Origin of the sequence: Cryobacterium sp. TMB3-10 (assembly GCF_004402305.1) — a bacterium.
GTDB classification, from domain to species: Bacteria; Actinomycetota; Actinomycetes; order Actinomycetales; family Microbacteriaceae; genus Cryobacterium; species Cryobacterium zongtaii.
Genome location: NZ_SOGH01000002.1, coordinates 112,542 through 133,069, shown reverse-complemented (window position 1 = coordinate 133,069; position 20,528 = coordinate 112,542). Strand labels below are relative to the sequence as shown.

Annotated in this window: 22 protein-coding genes; 13 read left to right on the top strand and 9 right to left on the bottom strand. The window is 68.6% G+C overall.

Features of this window, described 5'->3' with window-relative positions; genetic code table 11:
- Positions 1-18: 18 nt before the first annotated feature.
- The 4 genes from ilvN to E3T22_RS00655 form a co-directional block, all read right to left on the bottom strand.
- Positions 19-528, bottom strand: coding sequence for an acetolactate synthase small subunit (gene ilvN / locus E3T22_RS00670; protein ID WP_088456661.1), 510 nt, complete (start codon positions 526-528; stop codon positions 19-21).
- Positions 529-531: 3 nt separating this feature from the next.
- Entirely contained in the window at positions 532-2,352 is a 1,821-nt protein-coding gene (locus tag E3T22_RS00665; RefSeq protein WP_088456662.1) for an acetolactate synthase large subunit, read from the bottom strand.
- Between the two features lie 38 nt (positions 2,353-2,390).
- Positions 2,391-4,085, bottom strand: a complete 1,695-nt coding sequence (gene ilvD, locus E3T22_RS00660) for a dihydroxy-acid dehydratase (protein WP_103461537.1) — start codon at positions 4,083-4,085, stop codon at positions 2,391-2,393.
- A gap of 70 nt (positions 4,086-4,155) precedes the next feature.
- A complete protein-coding gene (locus E3T22_RS00655) occupies positions 4,156-6,441 on the bottom strand; it encodes a bifunctional alpha,alpha-trehalose-phosphate synthase (UDP-forming)/trehalose-phosphatase (RefSeq protein ID WP_370028282.1) in 2,286 nt (761 codons plus the stop codon).
- Between the two features lie 79 nt (positions 6,442-6,520).
- On the opposite strand from E3T22_RS00655, the gene E3T22_RS00650 reads away from it, so the two are divergent.
- The 3 genes from E3T22_RS00650 (at position 6,521) to E3T22_RS00640 (ending at position 8,166) form a co-directional block, all read left to right on the top strand.
- Entirely contained in the window at positions 6,521-7,315 is a 795-nt protein-coding gene (locus tag E3T22_RS00650; RefSeq protein ID WP_134409221.1) for a sugar phosphate isomerase/epimerase, read from the top strand.
- Positions 7,316-7,386: 71 nt separating this feature from the next.
- Entirely contained in the window at positions 7,387-7,596 is a 210-nt protein-coding gene (locus E3T22_RS00645) for a hypothetical protein (RefSeq protein WP_088456665.1), read from the top strand.
- Positions 7,597-7,701: 105 nt separating this feature from the next.
- Complete coding sequence (locus tag E3T22_RS00640) at positions 7,702-8,166, top strand: hypothetical protein (RefSeq protein WP_134409220.1); 465 nt, start codon at positions 7,702-7,704, stop codon at positions 8,164-8,166.
- A 19-nt stretch (positions 8,167-8,185) separates the two neighbouring features.
- Here the strand turns inward: E3T22_RS00640 and E3T22_RS00635 are convergent, their stop codons facing one another.
- Complete coding sequence (locus tag E3T22_RS00635; protein ID WP_088456667.1) at positions 8,186-8,461, bottom strand: GlsB/YeaQ/YmgE family stress response membrane protein; 276 nt, start codon at positions 8,459-8,461, stop codon at positions 8,186-8,188.
- A 207-nt stretch (positions 8,462-8,668) separates the two neighbouring features.
- On the opposite strand from E3T22_RS00635, the gene E3T22_RS00630 reads away from it, so the two are divergent.
- The 5 genes from E3T22_RS00630 to E3T22_RS00610 all read left to right on the top strand — a co-directional run bounded on the left by E3T22_RS00630 (position 8,669) and on the right by E3T22_RS00610 (position 11,943).
- Positions 8,669-9,301: a biotin transporter BioY gene (locus E3T22_RS00630; protein ID WP_088456668.1), complete on the top strand. Its 633-nt coding sequence runs from the start codon at positions 8,669-8,671 to the stop codon at positions 9,299-9,301.
- Positions 9,298-9,990 carry an energy-coupling factor ABC transporter ATP-binding protein gene (locus tag E3T22_RS00625; protein ID WP_240632217.1) on the top strand — a complete coding sequence of 231 codons (693 nt, stop codon included), beginning with the start codon at positions 9,298-9,300 and terminating at the stop codon, positions 9,988-9,990. The genes E3T22_RS00630 and E3T22_RS00625 overlap by 4 nt, the downstream gene beginning before the upstream one ends.
- Before the next feature lie 10 nt (positions 9,991-10,000).
- The gene (locus tag E3T22_RS00620; protein WP_134479712.1) at positions 10,001-10,609 is read left to right on the top strand and encodes an energy-coupling factor transporter transmembrane protein EcfT; all 609 of its coding nucleotides are present in this window, start codon (positions 10,001-10,003) and stop codon (positions 10,607-10,609) included.
- Between the two features lie 5 nt (positions 10,610-10,614).
- Positions 10,615-11,388 (top strand): alpha/beta hydrolase, encoded by a 774-nt coding sequence (locus E3T22_RS00615; RefSeq protein WP_240632218.1) that lies wholly within the window; start codon positions 10,615-10,617, stop codon positions 11,386-11,388.
- A 105-nt stretch (positions 11,389-11,493) separates the two neighbouring features.
- On the top strand, positions 11,494-11,943 hold the full coding sequence (locus tag E3T22_RS00610) for a flavodoxin domain-containing protein (protein WP_088456670.1): 450 nt from the start codon (positions 11,494-11,496) through the stop codon (positions 11,941-11,943).
- Positions 11,944-12,045: 102 nt separating this feature from the next.
- Here E3T22_RS00610 and E3T22_RS00605 read toward each other — a convergent pair whose 3' ends face one another.
- The 3 genes from E3T22_RS00605 to E3T22_RS00595 form a co-directional block, all read right to left on the bottom strand.
- A complete protein-coding gene (locus tag E3T22_RS00605) occupies positions 12,046-12,939 on the bottom strand; it encodes a glycine betaine ABC transporter substrate-binding protein (protein ID WP_088456671.1) in 894 nt (297 codons plus the stop codon).
- A gap of 72 nt (positions 12,940-13,011) precedes the next feature.
- A complete protein-coding gene (locus tag E3T22_RS00600; RefSeq protein ID WP_088456672.1) occupies positions 13,012-13,980 on the bottom strand; it encodes a proline/glycine betaine ABC transporter permease in 969 nt (322 codons plus the stop codon).
- Entirely contained in the window at positions 13,977-15,248 is a 1,272-nt protein-coding gene (locus tag E3T22_RS00595) for a glycine betaine/L-proline ABC transporter ATP-binding protein (RefSeq protein ID WP_088458059.1), read from the bottom strand. Before E3T22_RS00595 ends, E3T22_RS00600 begins: the two co-directional genes overlap by 4 nt.
- A gap of 597 nt (positions 15,249-15,845) precedes the next feature.
- Between E3T22_RS00595 and E3T22_RS00590 the strand changes: the two genes are divergently transcribed.
- Positions 15,846-16,748: a PAS domain-containing protein gene (locus tag E3T22_RS00590; protein ID WP_166789238.1), complete on the top strand. Its 903-nt coding sequence runs from the start codon at positions 15,846-15,848 to the stop codon at positions 16,746-16,748.
- Positions 16,749-16,754: 6 nt separating this feature from the next.
- Here the strand turns inward: E3T22_RS00590 and E3T22_RS00585 are convergent, their stop codons facing one another.
- Positions 16,755-17,414, bottom strand: coding sequence for a bifunctional 2-polyprenyl-6-hydroxyphenol methylase/3-demethylubiquinol 3-O-methyltransferase UbiG (locus tag E3T22_RS00585; RefSeq protein WP_103461544.1), 660 nt, complete (start codon positions 17,412-17,414; stop codon positions 16,755-16,757).
- Between the two features lie 122 nt (positions 17,415-17,536).
- Here E3T22_RS00585 and E3T22_RS00580 point away from each other — a divergent pair, with 122 nt between their 5' ends.
- The 4 genes from E3T22_RS00580 (at position 17,537) to E3T22_RS00565 (ending at position 20,520) form a co-directional block, all read left to right on the top strand.
- Positions 17,537-18,355: an IclR family transcriptional regulator gene (locus E3T22_RS00580; protein ID WP_241983555.1), complete on the top strand. Its 819-nt coding sequence runs from the start codon at positions 17,537-17,539 to the stop codon at positions 18,353-18,355.
- A 112-nt stretch (positions 18,356-18,467) separates the two neighbouring features.
- Positions 18,468-19,175: a YceI family protein gene (locus E3T22_RS00575; RefSeq protein ID WP_134479707.1), complete on the top strand. Its 708-nt coding sequence runs from the start codon at positions 18,468-18,470 to the stop codon at positions 19,173-19,175.
- A 50-nt stretch (positions 19,176-19,225) separates the two neighbouring features.
- Positions 19,226-19,732 (top strand): sigma-70 family RNA polymerase sigma factor, encoded by a 507-nt coding sequence (locus E3T22_RS00570; RefSeq protein WP_088458060.1) that lies wholly within the window; start codon positions 19,226-19,228, stop codon positions 19,730-19,732.
- Positions 19,729-20,520, top strand: coding sequence for an anti-sigma factor (locus tag E3T22_RS00565; RefSeq protein ID WP_134479706.1), 792 nt, complete (start codon positions 19,729-19,731; stop codon positions 20,518-20,520). Before E3T22_RS00570 ends, E3T22_RS00565 begins: the two co-directional genes overlap by 4 nt.
- Positions 20,521-20,528 lie beyond the last annotated feature (8 nt).

Genomic DNA, 20,528 nt, shown 5'->3' with positions numbered 1-20,528 from the left:
GTCGAGCTTGTCGAGACCTTAGTTTTTGAAGACGCGTTCGGTGATCGATTTGGATCCCCGACCGATGGCGAGGAGGCCCGACTGGGCGATTTCCTTGATGCCGTATGGCTCGAGCACCCGCAGGAACGCCTGGGTCTTGCCGGAGTCGCCGGTCACCTCGATCACGACGGCATCCGTGGACACGTCGACGACCCGGGCACGGAACAGGGTGACCGCTTCGAGGACCTGGGAGCGGGTGGTGTTGTCCGCCCGCACCTTGACGAGCAGGTGCTCGCGCTGGACCGATTGGCTCGGGTCGAGCTCGACGATCTTGATGACGTTGATCAGCTTGTTGAGCTGCTTGGTCACCTGTTCCAGCGGGGCGTCCTCGACGTCGACGAGGATCGTGATGCGCGACAGGCCGGGGATTTCGCTGTGGCCGACGGCGAGGCTCTCGATGTTGAAGCCGCGCCGGGCGAACAGGCCCGCGACGCGGGTCAGCAGTCCGGGCTTGTCCTCGACGAGGAGGCTGAGAACGTGGGTACTCATCGGTTACTCCTCTTCCCAGGTGGGGGCGTGGTCCTTGGCGTACTGCACGAAGCTGTTGCTGACGCCCTGCGGCACCATCGGCCACACCATGGCGTCGCGGCTGACGATGAAGTCGATCACCACGGGCCGGTCGTTGGTGGCCAACGCAAGCTTGATCGCGTCGTCCACCTGGTCGGCGCGGGTGACCCGGATTCCCAGGGCACCGTACGCATCGGCCATCTTCACGAAGTCGGGCACCATCGCGGTGCCGTGACCGGTATTGAGGTCGGTGAAGGAGTGCCGGCCGTCATAGAACAGCGACTGCCACTGACGCACCATGCCGAGCGACGAGTTGTTGATGATCGCCACCTTGATCGGGATGTTGTTGATCGTGCAGGTGGCGAGTTCCTGGTTGGTCATCTGGAAGCAGCCGTCGCCGTCGATGGACCAGACCGTGCGGTCGGGTTCGGCGACCTTGGCGCCCATGGCCGCGGGCACCGAGTAACCCATGGTGCCGGCCCCGCCGGAGTTGAGCCAGGAGTTCGGCCGCTCGTACTTGATGAACTGTGCGGCCCACATCTGGTGCTGGCCGACGCCGGCGGCGTAGACGCCCTCGGGCCCGGTGAGCTCGCCGATGCGCTTGATCACGTACTGCGGGGCGAGCAGGCCGTCGGCCGGTTCGCTGTAGCCCAGCGGGAACTTCTCCCGGAGGCCCTTGAGGTAGGTCCACCACTCGGAGATGTCGGGGGTCGTCGTGGTGATCGCCTCACGGTAGGCCACGGTGAGGTCGGCGATGACGTCCTTGGCGTCACCCACGATGGGCACGTCGGCGGCGCGGATCTTGCCGATCTCGGCCGGGTCCACGTCCACGTGCACGATGGTGGCATTGGGCGCGAATTCGGAGGCCTTGCCGGTGACCCTGTCGTCGAAACGGGCGCCGAGAGCGATGATGAGGTCGGATTCCTGCAGTGCCAGCACGGCAGCGACGGTTCCGTGCATGCCGGGCATGCCCAGGTGCTGGTCGTGCGAGTCGGGGAACGCTCCGCGGGCCATCAGGGTGGTGACGACGGGGGTGCCGGTCAGTTCGGCCAGCTCGAGCAGTTCGGGTGACGCCTGGGCGCGGATGACACCGCCGCCGACGTAGAAGACGGGCTTCGCGGCGCCGGCCAGCAGCGCCGCCGCGGCCTGAACCTGCTTGCCGTGCGCCTTGGTGATCGGCCGGTAGCCGGGCAGGTCGAGCTTGGGCGGCCAGATGAACGGTGCCTTCATCTGCTGGGCGTCCTTGGTGATGTCCACCAGCACCGGGCCGGGACGGCCGGTGTTGCAGATCAGGAACGCCGAGGCGATGGCGGCGGGGATGTCTTCGGGCCGCTTCACCAGGAACGAGTGTTTGGTGATCGGCATGGTGATGCCGACGATGTCGGCCTCCTGGAAGGCATCCGTGCCCATCAGCGTGGAGAAGACCTGGCCGGTGATCGCCAGCAGCGGCACCGAGTCCATGTAGGCGTCGGCGATGGCCGTGACCAGGTTGGTCGCGCCGGGGCCGGAGGTGGCGATGGCCACCCCGACCCGGTTGCTCGAGGACGCATAGCCCTCGGCGGCATGGCCGGCGCCCTGTTCGTGGCGTACCAAGATGTGGCGGATGTCGTCCTGGTTCATCAGCTCGTCGTAAAGCGGGATGACGGCGCCGCCGGGCAGCCCGAAGACGTCGGTGACGCCGAGCATCTTGAGGCTGCGCAGAATTGCGCCGGAACCGGTGAGGATTTCAGGCGTTCCGGACACGGCGTCGGCGGACGGCGCGCTGGGGGTCGGGGCGGATGGCACGGGCAAAGGTTCCGTGGTCATGAGAGCAAATCCCTAATTCGAATGACGGATGGTGTCGATTATCCCGTGGTCGCACCCAGGGCCGCGGACTGCACGAGCTTGGAGTACTTGGCGAGAACGCCACGGGTGTAACGGGGAGGAAGTGGAGCCCAGCCTTCTCGGCGGGCGGCCAGCTCTGCGGGGTCGACCAGTAGGTCAAGCGAGCGAGCTGCGATATCGACCCGTATCAGATCACCATCGCGCACGAAGGCGATCGGACCTGCGTCCACCGCTTCGGGTGCTATATGGCCGATACACAGTCCGGTTGTGCCGCCTGAGAATCGACCATCAGTCAATAGTAGTACATCGGCTCCGAGCCCAGCGCCCTTGATGGCCGCGGTGATCGAGAGCATCTCGCGCATGCCCGGGCCGCCCTTGGGGCCTTCGTAGCGGATGACGACGACGTCACCCTTGAGGATCTCCCCCGCGGTGAGGGCGTCCATGGCCGCGCGTTCACGCTCGAAGACCCGGGCGGGGCCCTCGAAGATGTCGCTGTCGAAGCCGGCGGTCTTGACGACGGCGCCCTCGGGGGCGATGGAGCCCTTGAGGATGGTGATGCCGCCGGAGGCGTGGATCGGGTTGTCCAGGGTGCGCAGGACCTTGCCGTCGAGCTCGGGCGGGTCGATCTCGGCGAGGTTCTCCGCCACGGTCTTGCCCGTGACGGTGAGCGCGTCGCCGTGGATGAGACCGGCCTCGAGCAGGGCGCGCATCACGGCGGGTACGCCGCCGTGACGGTCGACGTCGTTCATGACGTACTTGCCGAAGGGCTTGAGGTCACCGATGTGCGGCACGGTGTCGCCGATGCGGTTGAAGTCGTCGAGGGTGAGCTCGACCTCGGCCTCCTGCGCGATGGCGAGCAGGTGCAGCACCACGTTGGTGGAACCGCCGAAGGCCATGGCCACGGCGATGGCGTTCTCGAACGCCTTCTTGGTGAGGATGTCGCGGGCCGTAATGCCTAAGCGCAGCAGGTTGACCACGGCCTCGCCGGAGCGGTGCGCGTAGTAGTCGCGGCGGCGGTCGGCGGAGGCGGGCGACGCGGAGCCGGGAAGGCTCATGCCCAGGGCCTCGGCGACGCTGGCCATGGTGTTGGCGGTGTACATGCCGCCGCAGGCACCCTCGCCGGGGGCGAAGGCGCACTCGATGCGCTTGGCGTCTTCCACGCTCATGCGGCCGGCCTTGACGGCGCCGACGGCTTCGAACGAGTCGATGATGGTGATGTCCTTCTCGGTGCCGTCGCTCAGCTTCACCCAGCCGGGTGCGATGGACCCGGCGTAGAGGAAGACGCTGGCGAGGTCCAGGCGCGCGGCGGCCATGAGCATCCCGGGCAGCGACTTGTCGCAGCCGGCCAGCAGCACAGAACCGTCGAGGCGTTCGGCCTGCATGACGACCTCGACGGAGTCGGCGATGACCTCACGGGAGACCAGGGAGAAGTGCATGCCCTCGTGGCCCATCGAGATGCCGTCGGAGACCGAGATGGTGCCGAACTGCAGCGGGTAGCCGCCGCCGGAGTGCACACCCTCCTTGGACGCCTGCGCGAGGCGGTCCAGGGACAGATTGCATGGGGTGATCTCGTTCCAGGAGCTGGCGATGCCGATCTGGGGCTTCTCCCAGTCCGCGTCGCCCATTCCCACCGCTCGGAGCATGCCGCGGGAGGTGGTGGCCTCGATGCCATCGGTGACGTCGCGGCTACGGGGCTTCATATCGAACTCAGACATGCACCGAGTCTAGAACGTCGCGGGCGGCACACCCGTCATGACGACCGGTGGCACGCCCGCGACGCGGGACCTACTGCTGCTGCGTGGCGGCGGCGCGGAAGTCTGCTAGGAGCGCCAGCACCTGGGTGACCTCCTTCGGGCCCCGCACCCGATAGCCGGCCTGGGTAGCGCCCGGGCCGATCTTGAGGCCCAGGTCGCCCTCGCCCAGCACCGTGAAGGCGTCTTCGTCGGTGACATCGTCACCGGCATAGAGCACCCTGTCGGCGCCGGTGTGCGCACGCAGGCGTTCGAGGGCGTCGCCCTTGGTGCTGGAGCGCACCGAGAACTCGAGCACGTTCTTGCCCTCGCGCACGGTGAGGGCAGGCAGCAGCTCGGCCAGCTGGTCGCGGGCCTCGCGCTGCACGGCCTGGCCGTCCTGCGCGGTGGCCAGGCGGGTGTGCAGCGCCAGGCCGGCCGGCTTCTGCTCGATCCAGGTGCCGAACACCGGGCCGGAGATGCGCTCAAGCACCCGGGTGAGGGTGTCGAGCTTCTCGACCTCTTCGGGTACCAGACCCAGCTCGATGCCGTTTGCGTCCAGCTGCACCTCGATACCGTGCGATCCGGTGAGCAAAACCTCGCTCTGCGGTTCGGCCACATGCTTGAGGCTCACCAGGGCCCGGCCGGAGACGAACGCGACACGCACGCCGGGCAGGTCGAGCAGCCGCTGCACCACGTCGTGGGTGCCGTCGACCGCGCGGGCGTCCTCGGGTTCGTCCACGTGCGGCGCCAGGGTGCCATCGAAGTCGAGGGCCACCAGGATGGTCTCGGCCGAGCTGATGTCCTTCAGCGCCGACACGAGGTTCTCCGGCACGCCGCTGGGCACGGCGGCCCCGCCGGTGAGGGTCTGCAGGAACGAGGCGGACCAGGTGGCCACGTCGTTGTCGAAGACCTTGCGGCGGAGGGCCCGCATGCGCCTCGTGCGTTCGCGCTTGGGCATGGTGACGGCCTTCATGATCGACGCCTTCATGCCGTCGATGTCGTGCGGGTTGATCAGTACGGCCTGCTTGAGCTCGTCGGCAGCACCGGCGAATTCGCTGAGCACGAGCACGCCGTCGCCGTCGTAGCGCACCGCGACGTATTCCTTGGCGACGAGGTTCATGCCGTCCCGGAGGGCCGTGACAAGCATCACGTCGGCGGCCAGGTAGAGCGCCACCATCTCTTCCCGCGGGTAGCCATGGTGGTGGTAGCTGATGGCGGTGTGGCTGATGGTGGAGTAGTCGCCGTTGACGCGGCCGACGGCGAGTTCGATCTCGTCGCGCAACTGCATGTAGGTGGCCACGCGCTCGCGGGACGGGCTGGCGACCTGTACGAGCGTGACGTCCTCGACGCTCAGAGTGCCGTCGGCGAGCAGCTCACCGAAGGCCTTGATGCGGTGACCGATGCCCTTGGTGTAGTCCAGGCGGTCGACGCCGAGCATGATCGTTTTAGGATTGCCGAGGTCCTCGCGGATCTGGCGGGCGCGTTCCTGAATCTCCGGTCGCTTGGCCATTTCCTCATAGGCCTCGGCGTCGATCGAGATCGGGAAGTGCTTGGCGATGACCCGGCGGTGCTGGCCGTTCTGGCTGGGCACGTCCACGGCGACACCGCGGGTGGCGTAGCCGAACAGGCGGCGCACGGCGCGAGAGAAGTTGCCGGCATCCGCCAGCCGCTGGAAGCCGATCAGGTCGGCGCCGAGCAGGCCGTCGAGGATCTGCTTGCGCCAGGGCAGCTGGGCGAAGATGCCGTACGGCGGGAACGGGATGTGGTTGAAGAAGCCGATCACCAGGTCGGGGCGGGCGTCGCGGAGCATCCGCGGCACCAGCTGCAGCTGGTAGTCGTGCACCCAGACCGTGGCGCCGGGCGCTGCGGATGCCGCGGCCGCGGTGGCGAACCGGCGGTTGACCTGCACGTAGGCGTCCCACCATTCGCGGTGGTAGCTGGGTGAGGCGATCACGTCGTGGTAGAGCGGCCAGAGGGTGTCGTTGGAGAAGCCCTCGTAGTAGAGCTCGAGATCTTCGGTGCTCAGGCGTACGGGCACGATCGAGATGCCGTCGTTTTCGAAGGGCTCGAATTCGCGGTCGGCCACGCCGGGCCAGCCCACCCAGGCGCCGTCGGAGGCGCGCATCATCGGTTCGAGGGCGGTGACCAGGCCGCCGGGCGAGGTGCGCCAGCTTTCGGTGCCGTCCTCGGCTACTTCGTAGTCGACCGGAAGCCGGTTGGAGACCACGACCAGGTCGAAGTGACCGGGCGCGACCGAATCGGGGCCGGGCTCCGCGCCGGCCTCTCCGGTGGTGTCGGGTGCGGTGACTGATGCGGTGGTGTCTGCTGCGATTTCGATGACTCATCCATTCCGGTGCCCGCCTGTGCGGCGCACCTGGCTGCACCTCGAGGTTACCAGCGAAGGCTATGCTGACGCCGTGATTCGCATCGGCATGAGCTCCACCTGCGTGTACCCGCTGGGGTTGGAAGACTCTTTCAGGTTGGCGAAGCAGGCAGGGTTCGACGGCGTTGAGATCATGGTCACCCGGGACGAAGCCACCCAGGATGCGGCGGCGCTGACCGCGCTATCCGAGCGGTACAGCCTGCCGATCTTCTCGATCCACGCACCGGTTCTGTTGCTCACCCACTTCGTCTGGGGCCGGGACCCCCGGGTGAAGTTGGAGCGGTCCGCCGAGCTCGCCGGGCTGGTCGGCGCATCGACGGTGGTGGTGCATCCGCCGTTTCGCTGGCAGGCCGGTTATGCGGAGGACTTTCTCGACATCGTGCGGGAGCTCGGCGCCGGCACCGGCCTTCAGATCGCCGTCGAGAACATGTTCCCGTGGAAGATCGGCGGGCGAGGGGTCAAGGCGTACTCCCCCGGTTGGGACCCCACGGTGATGGACTGCGCCGCGGTGACCCTCGATTTCTCGCACTGTGCGCTCAGCGGCCAGGACAGCCTCGCGATGGCCACGGCCCTGGGCGAGCGTCTGCGCCACGTGCACCTCTGCGACGGCACGGGCTCCCTCGACGAGGGCCGGGTCTTCGACGAACACCTGGTGCCCGGCCGCGGCACCGAGCCGGTGGCCGAGGTGTTGCGGAACCTCGCCGCGGTGAACTGGGACGGCACCATCGTGGCCGAGGTGAACACCCGGACCGCCCGCACCGAGCCGGAGCGCCTGGCCCTGCTGACCGAAACCCTCACCTTCGCCCGCGACCACACCCGAGAGCTGTGACTCAAGCACCTAAAACCCGAGTTTTTTGGGGCTTTTCTCTCAGTTCGCGGGTTGTCGGCTAGCGTGTAGCCATGCGAAAGTTCTTGTTCAACACCGCAATGATCAGCGTCGTCGTCGGCGGCTGGCACATCCTGCAGGCCACCAAGAACGGTCCGAGGGACTGGCGCCTGGTGCTCACCTGGATCGGCTGGGGACTCAGTGTCGCGGTCGCCGTCGGCAACGTGGTGAAGGACGCCGACGAGAAATCCGTGCCGGGCGCCACTGCCGTGAAGGTTAAGTAGCGGGCATCCCCCCGCCAGTCCCCGTTCTGCGGCGTGTCCCCCGTGATTTCGGGGTGGAGAAGGCGAAACTGGTCTTCTCGCGTTGTTAGTAGGAAGGGGCTCACGATGTTCGGTCGTCGACGTCGCACCGCACCCGTCATCCAGGCCCCGGTTGCTCCCGCTCCGGCAGAACTCAGCCGCGCCGAGGTCTTTGAACATCTCCACGCCGCGCTGGCCGATCTCGTCGGCGCCGAGGGAGCCTGGACCCTGGTCCCCCGCCGCTCCGATGACACCGATGTGATCTTCCACGGGCTCAAGGCCCACCAGATCGCCGAGACCCTCACCGAGCTCCTGGCTGCCGAGACCATGCGCCTGCGCACCGATACCCAGGCAGCGCCCCGCAACATCGCCGAACCCCGCACCGACACCCCGATGGACGGAATCACGGCCGTCAACACCGGCGCCCTCCTGGTGTCCTCTGGTGCGGAACCGACCGCACTGCCCTGGAACCCGGCTCCAATCTCGGTGTGGGCCGAACCGACGTCCGGCGCCCGCGCCGGATCGGCCACGATCAGTCGCCTCGTCGCCTAAGCACCACCCGCGCTGCAGATCAGGTCGAGCTGCTACTCCCGCGGTTGCGGGTAGCCGCGCCGTAGATGAGCAGCACGATGATCGACCCGAGAATGGCGATCACCCAGGTGCGCAGGTCGAAGAACGACCCCATGTCGACCCCGAAGATCAGGCCGGCCAGCCAGCCGCCCAGCAACGCGCCGACCACACCGAGCAGCAGGGTCACGAACCAGCCGCCACCCTGCGTTCCGGGGAGGATCAGCTTGGCCAGGGCGCCGGCCAAGAGGCCGAGCAGGAGAAATCCGAAGAAACCCATGAGAACTGCCTTCCGTGTCCCGGCATCGGTGAACTCTCCGTCCGGCTGCGACGATCATAAAACCGCACAGGTCCGACGGATAGGCGTGCCGATGGCAGCGGGAAACCGGACCGGAGACCCCGGCCGGGACCGGTGACCAGCGTTCCGCCGGATTTTTTGTAGGTATTCCACTGCGGCGCCCTGCCGAGGAAATCTAGATTGAAAACCATGACAGCCCCCACCGTTCCCGCCCGTAGAGTCACGGCCCGCCTCAGCGTGCGCGACCTGGCGCAGATCGCCATTTTCGCCGCCCTCATCGCCGCCCTCGGGTTCCCCGGCGCGCTTTCCCTGGGCGCCAGCACCGTGCCGATCACGTTCCAGACCCTCGGCGTGATGCTGGCCGGCGCGATCCTCGGAGCGCGCAAGGGTTTCTTGGCCGTGCTGCTGTTGCTGGTCCTCGCCGCGGCCGGGCTGCCCCTGCTCTCCGGTGGGCGCGGCGGCCTGGTCTGGTTCACCACCTCCCCCTCCGCCGGCTACCCCTACGGATGGCTGCTGGGCGTCGTCGTGATCGGCGCCCTCACCGCGTGGCTGCTGCCGCGCTACCCGTTCTGGCCGGCACTGGGCGCCACCGTTCTCGGCGGCATCGTGGTCGTCTACCTGATCGGGGTGCCCGTCACCGCCATCAACCTGGGCCTGCCGCTGTGGGCCGCCGCCGTCGACAGTACGAAGTTCCTGCCCGGCGACCTGGTGAAGGTGGTCGTGACGGTCCTCGTCGCCAAGCAGGTGCACCGGGCGTACCCGGGCCTGATCACCCCGCGCCGCACGGTTCCGGTCTCCGCGCCCGTCGACGCCCGGGCGTGAGCGTGAGCGCCGCCGGCATCCGTTTCGAGGACGTCTCGCACGGCTTCGACGACCAGCCCGTGCTGCGCGGCATCGACCTGCACCTCACCGAACGCCGGATCGGCATCGTCGGCGCCAACGGCAGCGGCAAGTCGACGCTGGCGCGCATGATCAACGGTCTGGTCACCCCCACTAGCGGCACCGTCACGGTGAACGGCCTGGACGTGCGCCGGCAAGCCAAGCTCGTGCGGCGCGAGGTGGGCTTCATCTTCACCAATCCCGACAACCAGATCGTGATGCCGACCGTGCAGGAGGATGTGGCCTTCACCCTGCGGCGCCGGGGCCTGGCCGCCGACGAAATCACGGCGCGCACGGCAGAGGCGCTCGATAGGTTCGGTCTCACCGCTCTCGCCGAGCGCCCCGCGCACCGTCTGTCCGGCGGTCAGAAGCAGCTGCTGGCCCTCGCGGCGGTGCTGGTGGCCGGGCCCAGCATCGTAGTGGCCGACGAACCGACCACCCTGCTGGATGCCCGCAACACCCGTCTGATCACCGGGCTGCTGGTGTCGCTGACCCAGCAGGTGATCGTGGTGACCCACGACCTGGAGGTGCTGGACGGGTTCGACAGGGTGATCGTGGTCGACGAGGGCCGGGTCGTCGCCGACGACGTGCCCGCCACCGCTCTCACCGCGTACCTGAGCCTGCTGTCATGACCGGGCCGGCATGATCGGGCTGTACCGGCCGGGGACCTCGCTGCTGCACCGCGCGCCGGCGGTGTTCAAGCTGGCCGTGCTCGCCGTCGCCATGGTGCTGGTCGGCCTGGCGGCCGATCCGCTGGTGCTCGCGGGGGAATTCATGGCCGTGGTCGCCCTGTACGCGCTGGCCGGCATCCCACCCACGGCGGCCTGGCCGCAGATCGGTCCGATCCTGTGGATCCTGGTCTTCGCCGTGCCGGTGCAGGTGCTGGTCGCGAATGGTTCGGCGGAGGGCTGGACCACGGCCGGTCTGATGGCCGGCCGGCTGCTGGCGGCCGTGGCCCTCGCCGCCCTTTTCACCCTCACCACCACGGTCACCGCGGTGCTCGAGGCGTTCCAGCTGCTGTTGCGGCCGTTCCGGCGCTGGGTGGATGCCGACAGGGTGGGGCTGCTCGTAGCCCTGACCATCCGGTGCATCCCATTGGTGGCGGAGATCGTGCGGGAGGTGCTCGACGCCCGGAGGGCGCGCGGCGCACAGGGGTCGATCATCGCCCTGGCCGTCCCCGTCGTCGTACGCTCGTTGTACGCCGCCGATGCGATCGGAGAGGCCCTCGCCGCACGCGGATTGGACGACTGATCGAATTGACCACTGACAGCAGCCCTCGAACCGTTCTGCGCACCCGCATCAGATTCGCCGGTTGGACCGCGCTCACCGCGCTGGCCCTCGGGATCGTGGCCGTCCTGTTCTGGACGCAGCTCGTGATGCCCGCCGACCGCACGGCCGCCCAGGCCGTGTTCGACGACCCCGCCGTCACGGTGACCGACACCGACGTCTCCGTCGTGATCGCCCCGGCCGAGGAACGCTCGGTCGCCGGCCTGGTCTTCATTCCCGGCGCCAAGGTCGACCCGTACGCGTACCTCGCCACCCTGGCTCCCACCGTGGCAGAGACGGGGATGACCGTGGTCATCACCAAACCGGTTCTGAACCTCGCCTTCTTCGACCAGCGTCCGCTGGACACCTTCACGGCCACCGCGCCCGATGTGGCGGCGTGGTTCGTAGGCGGCCACTCGCTCGGCGGCGTGCGGGCCTGCATGTACGCCGAGGACAACGAGGTCGCCGGCCTGGTGCTGTTCGGCAGCTACTGCGCCTCGGCCGTCGACGACGAGCTGCCGGTGCTGAGCCTCAGCGGGAGCGAGGACGGCTTGAGCACCCCGGCCAAGATCGAGGACACCGCCGACCTGCTGCCCGCCGACACGACCTTTGTGCGGATCGAGGGCGCCAACCACGCCTCCTTCGGAGCGTACGGGGCTCAGCCCGGCGACGGCGAGGCCACGCTGACCCGGGCGGCATCGGAGCGGGCCATCACCGAAGCGCTGTCGAGCTTCATCACGCTGCGAGCTCCGCAGTCGCAGTGACCCGGCAATCGCACTGACCCGCGGGACCTGCTGCTCTTGTCGGTCGCCGGGGCCGGGGCCACTATGACTCGTGTCGGCGAACGTCGCCACGACCCGGGAGGACTCATGCACGCACTCGTCGTCTATGACACGAACTATGGCAGCACCCGCACCATCGCCGAGGTGATCGCCACCGAATTGGGCCAGGGAACCACCACCCTCAGCGTGTCCGACATCACCGAGGCAAGCCTCGACGGCGTCGACGTCCTGGTGGTGGGATGCCCGATCAACGGCTGGAAGCCCACCGATCGGATGCGCCGGTTCCTGCGAACCCTCGCACCGGGCTCCCTCGCCGGTGTGCGGGCCGCCGCGTTCGACACCCGCATCAAGCTATTCATCCACGGGGATGCGGCGGCCAAGATCTCGCACGCCCTGCACGCCGCCGGCGCCACTATCGTGGCCAAGCCACACGGCTTCGTTGTCGACGGCACCGAGGGGCCGCTGGCCGCCGGAGAGACCGGCAAGGCCGGTGCCTGGGCGGCGTACATCGGCGCCGAACTGCGCGCCAGCGCCTGAGACGACCGCGCCAGAGCCGACCGCACCAGAGCCGACCGCGCCAGAGACGACACAGAAACGGCCCGTGCCGAGGCACGGGCCGTTCATGGACGGGGCAGTCGACTACGCGGTGAGCGAGTCCACATACTCCTGGTTGTCTTCGATCCACTTCGCGACGATGGGGCCGTAGTCCTGGCCGTCGTAGTCAACGAACATGGCGGCTTCGAGCGACTGGAGCTTGTCGAGGTCCATGGTGTAATCGGCGATCCACTTGGTGGCCTGCGGGAAGTCGGTGGAGAAGTCCTTCTTGCCGTAGGCGTGGATGGTCTCCGAGGCGCCGAGGGTGCCTTCGGGGTCTTCGAGGTTCTTCAGGTCGAAGGTGTCGTAGGCCCAGTGCGGCGCCCACAGGGTGACGGCGATGTTCTCGCCGGACTTCTCCGCAGCGGTCAACTCGGTGAGCATCGCTGCGGTCGAGGAGGTCTGGTAGTCCATGTCCTCGAGGCCGTAGGTGGGGATGGTGTTGTCGGTCACGGCCTCGGTGAGACCGGCGCCGGGCTCGATGCCCACGAGACGGTTGTCGAACAGGTCGGCGTTATCGGCCAGCTCGGCGAGGGTGTCGATCGGCGCATCGGCGTTCACGGCGATGGTGTTCTTGGCCTCGTCGTTCCAGGCCCCGAGTTCGGTGATGTCGTCGCCGTACTCCTCGAGGTAGGACTTGTGGGTGTTCGGCAGCCAGACGTCGAGGTTGAGGTCGTAGTCACCGGTGGAGAGCCCGGCGTAGACCGGTGCAACGTCGGCGTACTCGAGTTCGACGTTGTAGCCCTTCTCGTCGAGGATGGCCTTCCACAGCTCTGATGCCGCGATCCCCTCGTCCCAGCCGTTGAACACGGCGATGGTGAGGTCCTTGTTGTCCGAGTTGCCGTCACCGACGGTCTCGGCCTCGGCCGCGGTGCAGCCGGCCAGGGCGAGCATGCCGATGGCACCGGTGGCGAGGATCTTGAGTGAACGGTTCTTCATGTGTCTGCCTTTCGTGTCACCTGCTGGTGGTGACCGGGGTTGAAGCTGCGGGGGTTGAAGCTACGGGTGGAGCTAGACGCGGGACGGCTCGCGCTCGGCGGCCTGCGTCGGTGTCACGGCCGGGGCCACGGTCGGTTCCACGGCGACGGCCGCGGCCGGAGCGTGGACCGGGTGGGCGCGGCGCTTGCGAGCGGCGAGCACCCTGCTGATCGGGGTGTTCCCGTTGCCGAGAGCCGCGGTGAGCCGGTCCAGGAAGATCGCGAGAATCACCACGGAGAGGCCGGCCTCGAAGCCGAGCGACACGTCGATGCGGTTCAGGCTGGCCACGACCTGCTGGCCGAGACCGCCGGCGCCGACCATGCCGGCGATGACGACCATCGAGAGCGACAGCATGATCACCTGGTTGATACCGGCCATGATGGTGGGCATCGCCAGGGGCAGCTGAATCTGACGCAGGATGCGCCACGGTGACGCACCGAAGGCCTGGCCGGCTTCGACCACCTCGCTGTCGACGCTGCGGATGCCGAGTTCGGTGAGCCGAACGCCGGGAGCCATGGCGAAGATGATCGTCGCCACGATGCCGGGAACAACACCGACGCGGAACAGGATCAGCGCGGGGATCAGGTACACGAAGGCCGGCATGGTCTGCATGAAGTCGAGGATCGGGCGGATGATGCTGGACGCCACGCCGGACTTGGCCGAGAGGATGCCAAGCGGCACGCTGAACAGGATCGCCAGGACGCTCGCGACGAGCACCAGGGCGAGCGAGTCCATCGCGTTCTCCCACTGGTCGACACCCACGATGACAACGAGGCCGACGACGGTGCCCACGGCGAACTTCCAGCCGCGGATCATCAGTGCCAGCGCCGCGGCCACGAGGATGATCACCCAGAACGGCGGTGTGGCCAGAATGAGGTCGACGAGGTCGTAGGCGCCGCTGAAGATGGCGCGCACGAAGTCGAAGAAGAACCCGAAGGTGTCGGTGATGAAGTCGATGAAGGTATCGGCCCAGGAGCCGAGGGGAATCCGGAAGTCGTTCACGGCTGTACTCCTTCCGACGCGGTTTCGCGCAGGGTTTCGGTGATGATGCTCATCGAGATGGTGGCCGGCGGTTCCATCACCGGCAGCTCACCGGTCGTCGGACTGACATTGCCGAGAGCCGCGAGCAGGGTCACCCGGGGGATCACACCGAGCAAGCGGTTGCGATCGTCGACCACGGCGATGGGCAGGTCGCTCTCCACGGCCAGTTCGACGAGGTCGACCAAGGCGGTGTCGGCGGCCACCGCGGTGGCGTCCAGGATGATGGCCCGCAGGTCGCCGTCGCCGGCCTTGACCTGCTTGAGCACGTCCCGGTCGCGCACGACCCCCGCGAAGCTGCGGTCACGGCGCAAAACGAAAGTGGCCGAGGTCTGCAGGTCGCGCATGGTGCGGAGAGCCGCACGCGGGCCGGCGGTGACGGTGACCACCGAACGCGCCGGCTCCATGACGCTGCCGGCGGTGAGCACCCGCGCCCTGTCGACATCCTGCACGAACTGGGCGACGTAGTCGTTGGCCGGGTCGGTGAGGATCTCTTCGGGCGTGCCGATCTGCACGATCCGGCCGTCGCGCATCACGGCGATGCGGTCGCCGAGGAACATGGCCTCGTTGAGGTCGTGGGTGATGAAGATGATCGTCTTGCCGAGTTCGGCCTGCAGCTCGATCAACTGTTCCTGCATTTCGCGGCGGATCAGAGGGTCCAGGGCGGAGAACGCCTCATCCATCAGGAGAACGTCGGTGTCGGCGGCCAGGGCCCGGCCGAGGCCGACGCGCTGCTGCATGCCACCGGAGAGTTCGGAGGGCAGATTGTCGGCCCATCCGTCCAGTCCCACCAGGCGGATGATGGTGCGCGCCTTGGCGAGGCGCTCCTCACGGGGCATGCCCTGCACCTCGAGGCCGTAGGCGACGTTATCGATCACCGTGCGGTGCGGCAGCAGGGCGAAGTGCTGGAAGACCATCGAGATGCTTTGACGGCGCACGTCCCGCAGCTTGGCCGCCGGGATGCCGGTGATCGGGGTGTCTCCGACGGTGACAGTGCCGCTGGTGGCCTCGAGCAGGCCGTTGAGCATGCGGATGAGGGTGGACTTGCCCGAGCCGGAGAGGCCCATCACCACGAAGATCTCACCACGCTGTACCTCGAAGGAAGCGTCGATGACGGCGGCCGTTCCCAGGTGCGCGAGCTCGTCACGGCTCGCGCCGCTCTGGAGTTTCTTGACGATGTCGTGCGGTTTGCGGCCGAAGGCCTTGTAGAGCCTGTCCGCCTTCACGGCGATTCCCGGTGCTACTGCTGCTGCAGTTTCTGTCTGCTCCGCCTCGCTGGCGGGTACTTCTGCCTTGACGGCGATGATTTCGGTCACGGATTCTCCGGAGCACGCCGAATAGACCGCCTGAGCGGTCGACAACACGGGGCTCGCTGTGTCGGACGGGTAGGCCGAGACCGGCCTCGACACCGAGAAACGGCGTGGGCTGGAGCGACCATGGGATCGCGTCCGTCTGGGCCTCACCGTACGCACGCGGCCGTCCCAGTCGAGCTGGGGGCTACGCGTTCGCGTCCTGGTGAAGGGTCGGAAGACCGTCACCGAGCCTACCACGGTAGGGCACGCCAGACCCCTGGACCCCCGACTCGCCGACCCACAACGTGCACTCTCAAGTGCTGGTCAGTGGGGATAAAGCGTCCCGACTCAGATCAGCACGCCAGGGGCACCGGCCCCGGCGCGGCGGTCTGGGCGTACGTTCTCCCTAGAGGTCAGGATGGTCACGACGACGTGGACCAGTGGTGCGGCCGGGAAGGATGGGTGCGAACTATGCACGGGTGGAGCATTACACGCCGGCTGTTCGTCGCTCACTCTGTGTTCATAGTGTCTTTGGCCGTGTTCGTGAGCACTGCCGCCTTCGTCGACGCCCGGGACCGCGGCTACTCCGAAAGGGCCGACCGGCTACTCGCGGTAGCGGCCGCGATCGCCGACAGCCCGTTCGTGGTGACGGCGGCGACATCGCCGGATCCGACGGCGGCGCTGCAGCCGTACACGCTCGAGGTCAACCGGGACGCCGCGCTGGACTTCATCACGATCATGAGCCCGGCGGGCGTCAGTTGGACGCACCCGGACCCCGCCGAAATCGGCCGGCAGTATGTCGGCCGCACGGGCCCCGCCACAGCCGGAATGTCGTTCACCGACGTCACGCCGGGCACCCCCGGCCCGTCGGTGCGCGCCGTGGTGCCGATCCTCGACTCCGACGGCGAAGTGGTGGGCATGGTGGCCGCCGGCGTGAGAACCAGCAACCTGCAGATCGCCCTCGACGCCCGGCTGCCCGCCATCCTGGCGATAACGCTCACCCTGCTCCTGGCGGGTTCGCTGGCCACCTGGGTTCTGCGACGTTACCTGCGCCGGGTCACCCTGGGCTGGGGGCCGGAAGAACTCGCCCGACTGTTCGTCCATAACGACTCCGTGGTCAACTCGGTGCCAGAGGGGCTGATTCTCGTGGACGGTGCCGGCGACCTGGTGCTCTACAACGATCGAGCCGCAGAGCTGCTCGGGCTGCCGCCGCGGCCCGCCTCCCGCGCCGCGGGCGCCTTCTCGCCGGGCATCGACGACCTGGACCTGCCGCCCAGCCTCGCCGACCTGTTGCGGAGCGGCCGCACCGTGGCAGACGAGATCCACCTGTGCGGGTCCCGGGTGCTGGTGGTGAGCCAGAACCCGGCAGAGCCCACCCCCAGCCGGCTGGCTACGCGGGCGGCGCCGGTGGGAACCGTGGCGACGCTCAGGGAACGCTGAGCCCGGTCAGTGCAGGCGCCGCGCCCGCACCACGACGTCTTCGGTGTGGTGGGCACCGGCACCGGTGGCCACGTGGCGGGGCCGGGTTTCGTCGACCTCGATCCGCCAGGTGTCGTCCAGCAGGGCCGCGACCTGGGCCGGGCTCACGTACAGGTCGGGATCAAAACCGTGCGCGGCGGCCTCAGCGGCGGTGGGCGTGGGGTGGTGCACGATGAGCAGCACACCCCCGGGCGCGACGGCATCCAGCAGGGCGCGCTCCGCGATATTCTCGTCCGTGCGCAACAGGGCGGGGTACTGCGCGGAGACCAGGTCGAAGCTCGCCGCCGGCAGGGCCGCCTCGACGAGTCCGGCGTGCAGCCAGCGCACCGTGCCGCCGACCAGGTCGGCTCGCACGAGGTCGGCCTGGCGGGCGGCGCGCTCGAGTGCCACTCGTGAGACATCCAGCGCCGTCACGTCCCAGCCCTGTGCCGCCAGCCAGAGGGCATCGGCGCCCTCGCCGCAGCCGACGTCGAGGGCCCGCCCCGGCCGCAGGTGGTGCGTCTCGCTGACCAGCGCGGCGTTGGGCCGGCCGCTCCACAGGGTCTCATTTCCGGCGTAGCGCTGATCCCAGAAGTCTCCTATTGCGTCGGGCTCCTGGGGTTCACGGGCGGTGTCGTTGGTGTGCATGACTGCATCCTCCCTCGTCGGCGGCACGGCGACAAACTGGCTTGCCGAACCAGCAACTGGCCTGCGCCCCGGGGGCTCGTCGAAACGATAGCCTCGTCGCATGACAGCTGAGCCGGGGCGCCGTGGACGTGCCTGCTGAGAGCCGGGCGGCGCCCACGAAGGCCGATGTGCCCGCCGCCCGCCACACCCTGCAGATACTCACCCACCTGGCCGCCCAGCGCGGGCCGGTACCGGCGTCGACCATCGCGCAGACGCTCGGGCTCCCCCGGTCCACCGTCTACAGGCTGCTCGGCGTGCTCACCGAGCTCGGCTTCGTGCTGCACTTTCCCGAGGCCCGTCGGTACGGCATCGGCCTGGCCGCCTTCGAGCTGAGCAGCGGCTTTGCCCGGCAGGAGCCCCTGGCCCGGCTGGGCCGGCCAATCCTGGCCTCGCTCGTCGACACCATCAGCGAGAGCGCGCATTTGGCCGTGCTGCACGGTCGCGATGTGATCTACCTCGTGGAGGAGCGCGCTCCCCGCCGCCCCGCCCTGGTGACGGATGTCGGGGTGCGCCTGCCCAGCCACCTCACGGCCAGCGGCCGGGCGCTGCTCGCGACGCTGCCGGTCGCGCAGGTGCGGGCCCTGTTCCCCGACCCGTCCGCCTTCGTGCAGCGCGACGGCGGCAACACCCCGGCGCCGGGCGGCGTGAGCAGCTATCGCGAGCTGAGCCGGCTCCTGGCCGAGGTGCGCGCGCAGGGCTACGCGGCGGAGGACGGCGACGTCACCCTGGGTCTCGCATCCGTCGCGGTGGCCGTTCGGGACCACAGCGGCTGGCCCGCCGCCGGCATCGCCGTGACCTTCGCCCGGTCCAGCGTGCCGCCGGAACGCTGGCCGGAGCTCGCCGCCGCCGTGGAGCACGCCGCGGCCGAGTTGGGCCGCCGCATCAGCGGTCGAACCGGCTAATTTTTCGAAAAAGTGAACCGGTCTGAACCTTTTGGCCTGCCGTCTCGTTGCACAGAGTGGATGACCACCATCCGCTCGCTAATTACACGCGAAGACTATGAACGAGGGTGACATGCAGAAAAAGACGAAGATCGGGCTGTGGATTGCGGGCGGAGTTGTCGTCATCGGCGGTGCCGCCCTGGCCTTCGGGCCTGCGGTCTATGCCGACTACGCCAACAGCACCGTCGAGGCGGCCCCGACCATCGCCGCGGGCACCCCGGGCCCGACGGATGCCGGCGCGGCCACCGAGGTCAACGCGGACGACCTCTCCGGCACCTGGAGCGTGGCCGCGGACTCTTTCGCGGGCTACCGCGTCGACGAGGTTCTGCAGGGCAACGACGTGACCGTGACCGGTCGCACGGCGGACGTTTCCGGTGAGCTCACCGTCGACAACCTCTCGCTCACCGCCGCCACGATCACGGTGGACGTGGCGAGCATCGCCACCGACGAAGGCGCCAGGGATGCCTACTTCCGGGACTCCGCGATGGAAGCCGACGACTTCCCGACCGCCATCTTCACGCTTACCGCACCGGTCACCCTCGAGGCCCCCGTGGCCGGTGTCGCGCAGACCCTGAGCGCCACCGGCGAACTCACCCTGCACGGCGTCACCCAGCCGGTCACGGTGGAGCTGCAGGCCGCGCTCACCGAGGCCGGCGGCCAGGTTGTCGGCAGCATCCCGATCACCTTCAGTGACTACGGCGTCGACGCCCCCGACCTCGGCTTCGTCTCGGTCGAAGATGCCGGCTCCGTCGAGTTCGAGCTCTTCGTCGCGCAGAATTAGTCCAGCAGAGCCGTGTTCATTGTGGGCATCGGGCAGACCGGGAGGTGACCGTGGCAGAGCCACACGCGGAGCTCCTGCGGGCGCTGCACGACGCCCACGGGCCGGCACTGTTTCGGTACGTGGTGCGTTTGACCGGGGATTACGGGTTCGCGCAGGACGTGGTGCAGGAGACCCTGTTGCGCGCCTGGACGCGGCCGGCGTTGCTGGACCGGGATGACGACGCCGCTCGTGCCTGGCTGTTCACGGTGGCCCGCAACCTCGTCATCGACGACAGGCGCAGCGCTCGGTACGCCCGTGAGATCGCGACCGATGACCTGCCGGAGAGGTCGTCGACCGACGCCACCGAGGCCATCCTGGATCGCTGGCTGCTCACGGATGCCCTCACCGCGCTCACTCCCGAGCACCGCACCGTACTGGTGAGCGCCTACTACCTCGGGCAGTCGATCGCGGAAATCGCCCTCCTCCAACAGGTGCCGGAGGGCACCGTGAAGTCCCGCCTGCACTACGCCCTGCGAGCAATGCGGCTCGCCCTACAGGAAAGAGGGGTCACCGAATGACCTCCGACCGCTTCCGCGAGTGGGACGCCGCCTACCTGCTCGGCGCGCTCAGCCCCGAAGACCGGCACGCCTTCGAACGCCACCTGCCGACCTGCCCCGCCTGCGCCGTCGCCGTCGCCGAACTCGCCGGGCTGCCCGGCATCCTGGCGGCCCTGCCCGCGGCGGAGGCCGTGGCGCTCACCGAAACCACGCCCACCGAGATCGCCGCCTCTGCACCTCTGAGTGACGCGCATCTGCGCGCCGCGCCGCACCAGCCCGGAGCTGTGCAGCGGCTCGCCGGGGCGGCCGTCGCCCGCACGCGGCGCAACCGGCTGCGTCTGGCCGTGGCCGGCACGGCCGTCGCTGCCGGCCTCGCCCTGGGCGGCGGGTTCCTCGGCGCCACCCTGGGCACTCCGGCGACTCTCGAGGCCGCACCGCACTCATCCGCACCGTCCGCCACCGCGCCGCCCACACCCGCCGACCCGGCCCCGACGATGGTCGTTGCCATGGAGCCCGTGGAGGACGACGCCCTCACCGCGGCCCTCACCATCACCGACACCGACTGGGGCACCCGGTTCGACTGGTCGTGCGTGTACCTCAATCAGCTCTGGAAGGACAACGGGCCCCAGGACTACGACATGGTGATGACCGATCAGGACGGCACCGCGACGGTGCTCGCGACCTGGACGGCGACGAGCCCGAGCACCGAGAACCTCGCCGCGTCGACCGATGTGACCCTCGACCAGATTCGGAGCGTCGAGATCCGGGCCAGCCTCAGCGGCCTGCCGCTGGCGCACACAGACCTGTAGGACCGTTC

Bases quoted from the DNA above. Each gene is read 5' to 3' on its own strand.
- ilvN (WP_088456661.1), bottom strand. From the start codon at position 528: ATGAGTACCCACGTTCTCAGCCTCCTCGTCGAGGACAAGCCCGGACTG.
- E3T22_RS00665 (WP_088456662.1), bottom strand. From the start codon at position 2,352: ATGACCACGGAACCTTTGCCCGTGCCATCCGCCCCGACCCCCAGCGCG.
- ilvD (WP_103461537.1), bottom strand. From the start codon at position 4,085: ATGTCTGAGTTCGATATGAAGCCCCGTAGCCGCGACGTCACCGATGGC.
- E3T22_RS00645 (WP_088456665.1), top strand. From the start codon at position 7,387: ATGCGAAAGTTCTTGTTCAACACCGCAATGATCAGCGTCGTCGTCGGC.
- E3T22_RS00640 (WP_134409220.1), top strand. From the start codon at position 7,702: ATGTTCGGTCGTCGACGTCGCACCGCACCCGTCATCCAGGCCCCGGTT.
- E3T22_RS00635 (WP_088456667.1), bottom strand. From the start codon at position 8,461: ATGGGTTTCTTCGGATTTCTCCTGCTCGGCCTCTTGGCCGGCGCCCTG.
- E3T22_RS00630 (WP_088456668.1), top strand. From the start codon at position 8,669: ATGACAGCCCCCACCGTTCCCGCCCGTAGAGTCACGGCCCGCCTCAGC.
- E3T22_RS00620 (WP_134479712.1), top strand. From the start codon at position 10,001: ATGATCGGGCTGTACCGGCCGGGGACCTCGCTGCTGCACCGCGCGCCG.
- E3T22_RS00610 (WP_088456670.1), top strand. From the start codon at position 11,494: ATGCACGCACTCGTCGTCTATGACACGAACTATGGCAGCACCCGCACC.
- E3T22_RS00605 (WP_088456671.1), bottom strand. From the start codon at position 12,939: ATGAAGAACCGTTCACTCAAGATCCTCGCCACCGGTGCCATCGGCATG.
- E3T22_RS00585 (WP_103461544.1), bottom strand. From the start codon at position 17,414: ATGCACACCAACGACACCGCCCGTGAACCCCAGGAGCCCGACGCAATA.
- E3T22_RS00575 (WP_134479707.1), top strand. From the start codon at position 18,468: ATGCAGAAAAAGACGAAGATCGGGCTGTGGATTGCGGGCGGAGTTGTC.
- E3T22_RS00565 (WP_134479706.1), top strand. From the start codon at position 19,729: ATGACCTCCGACCGCTTCCGCGAGTGGGACGCCGCCTACCTGCTCGGC.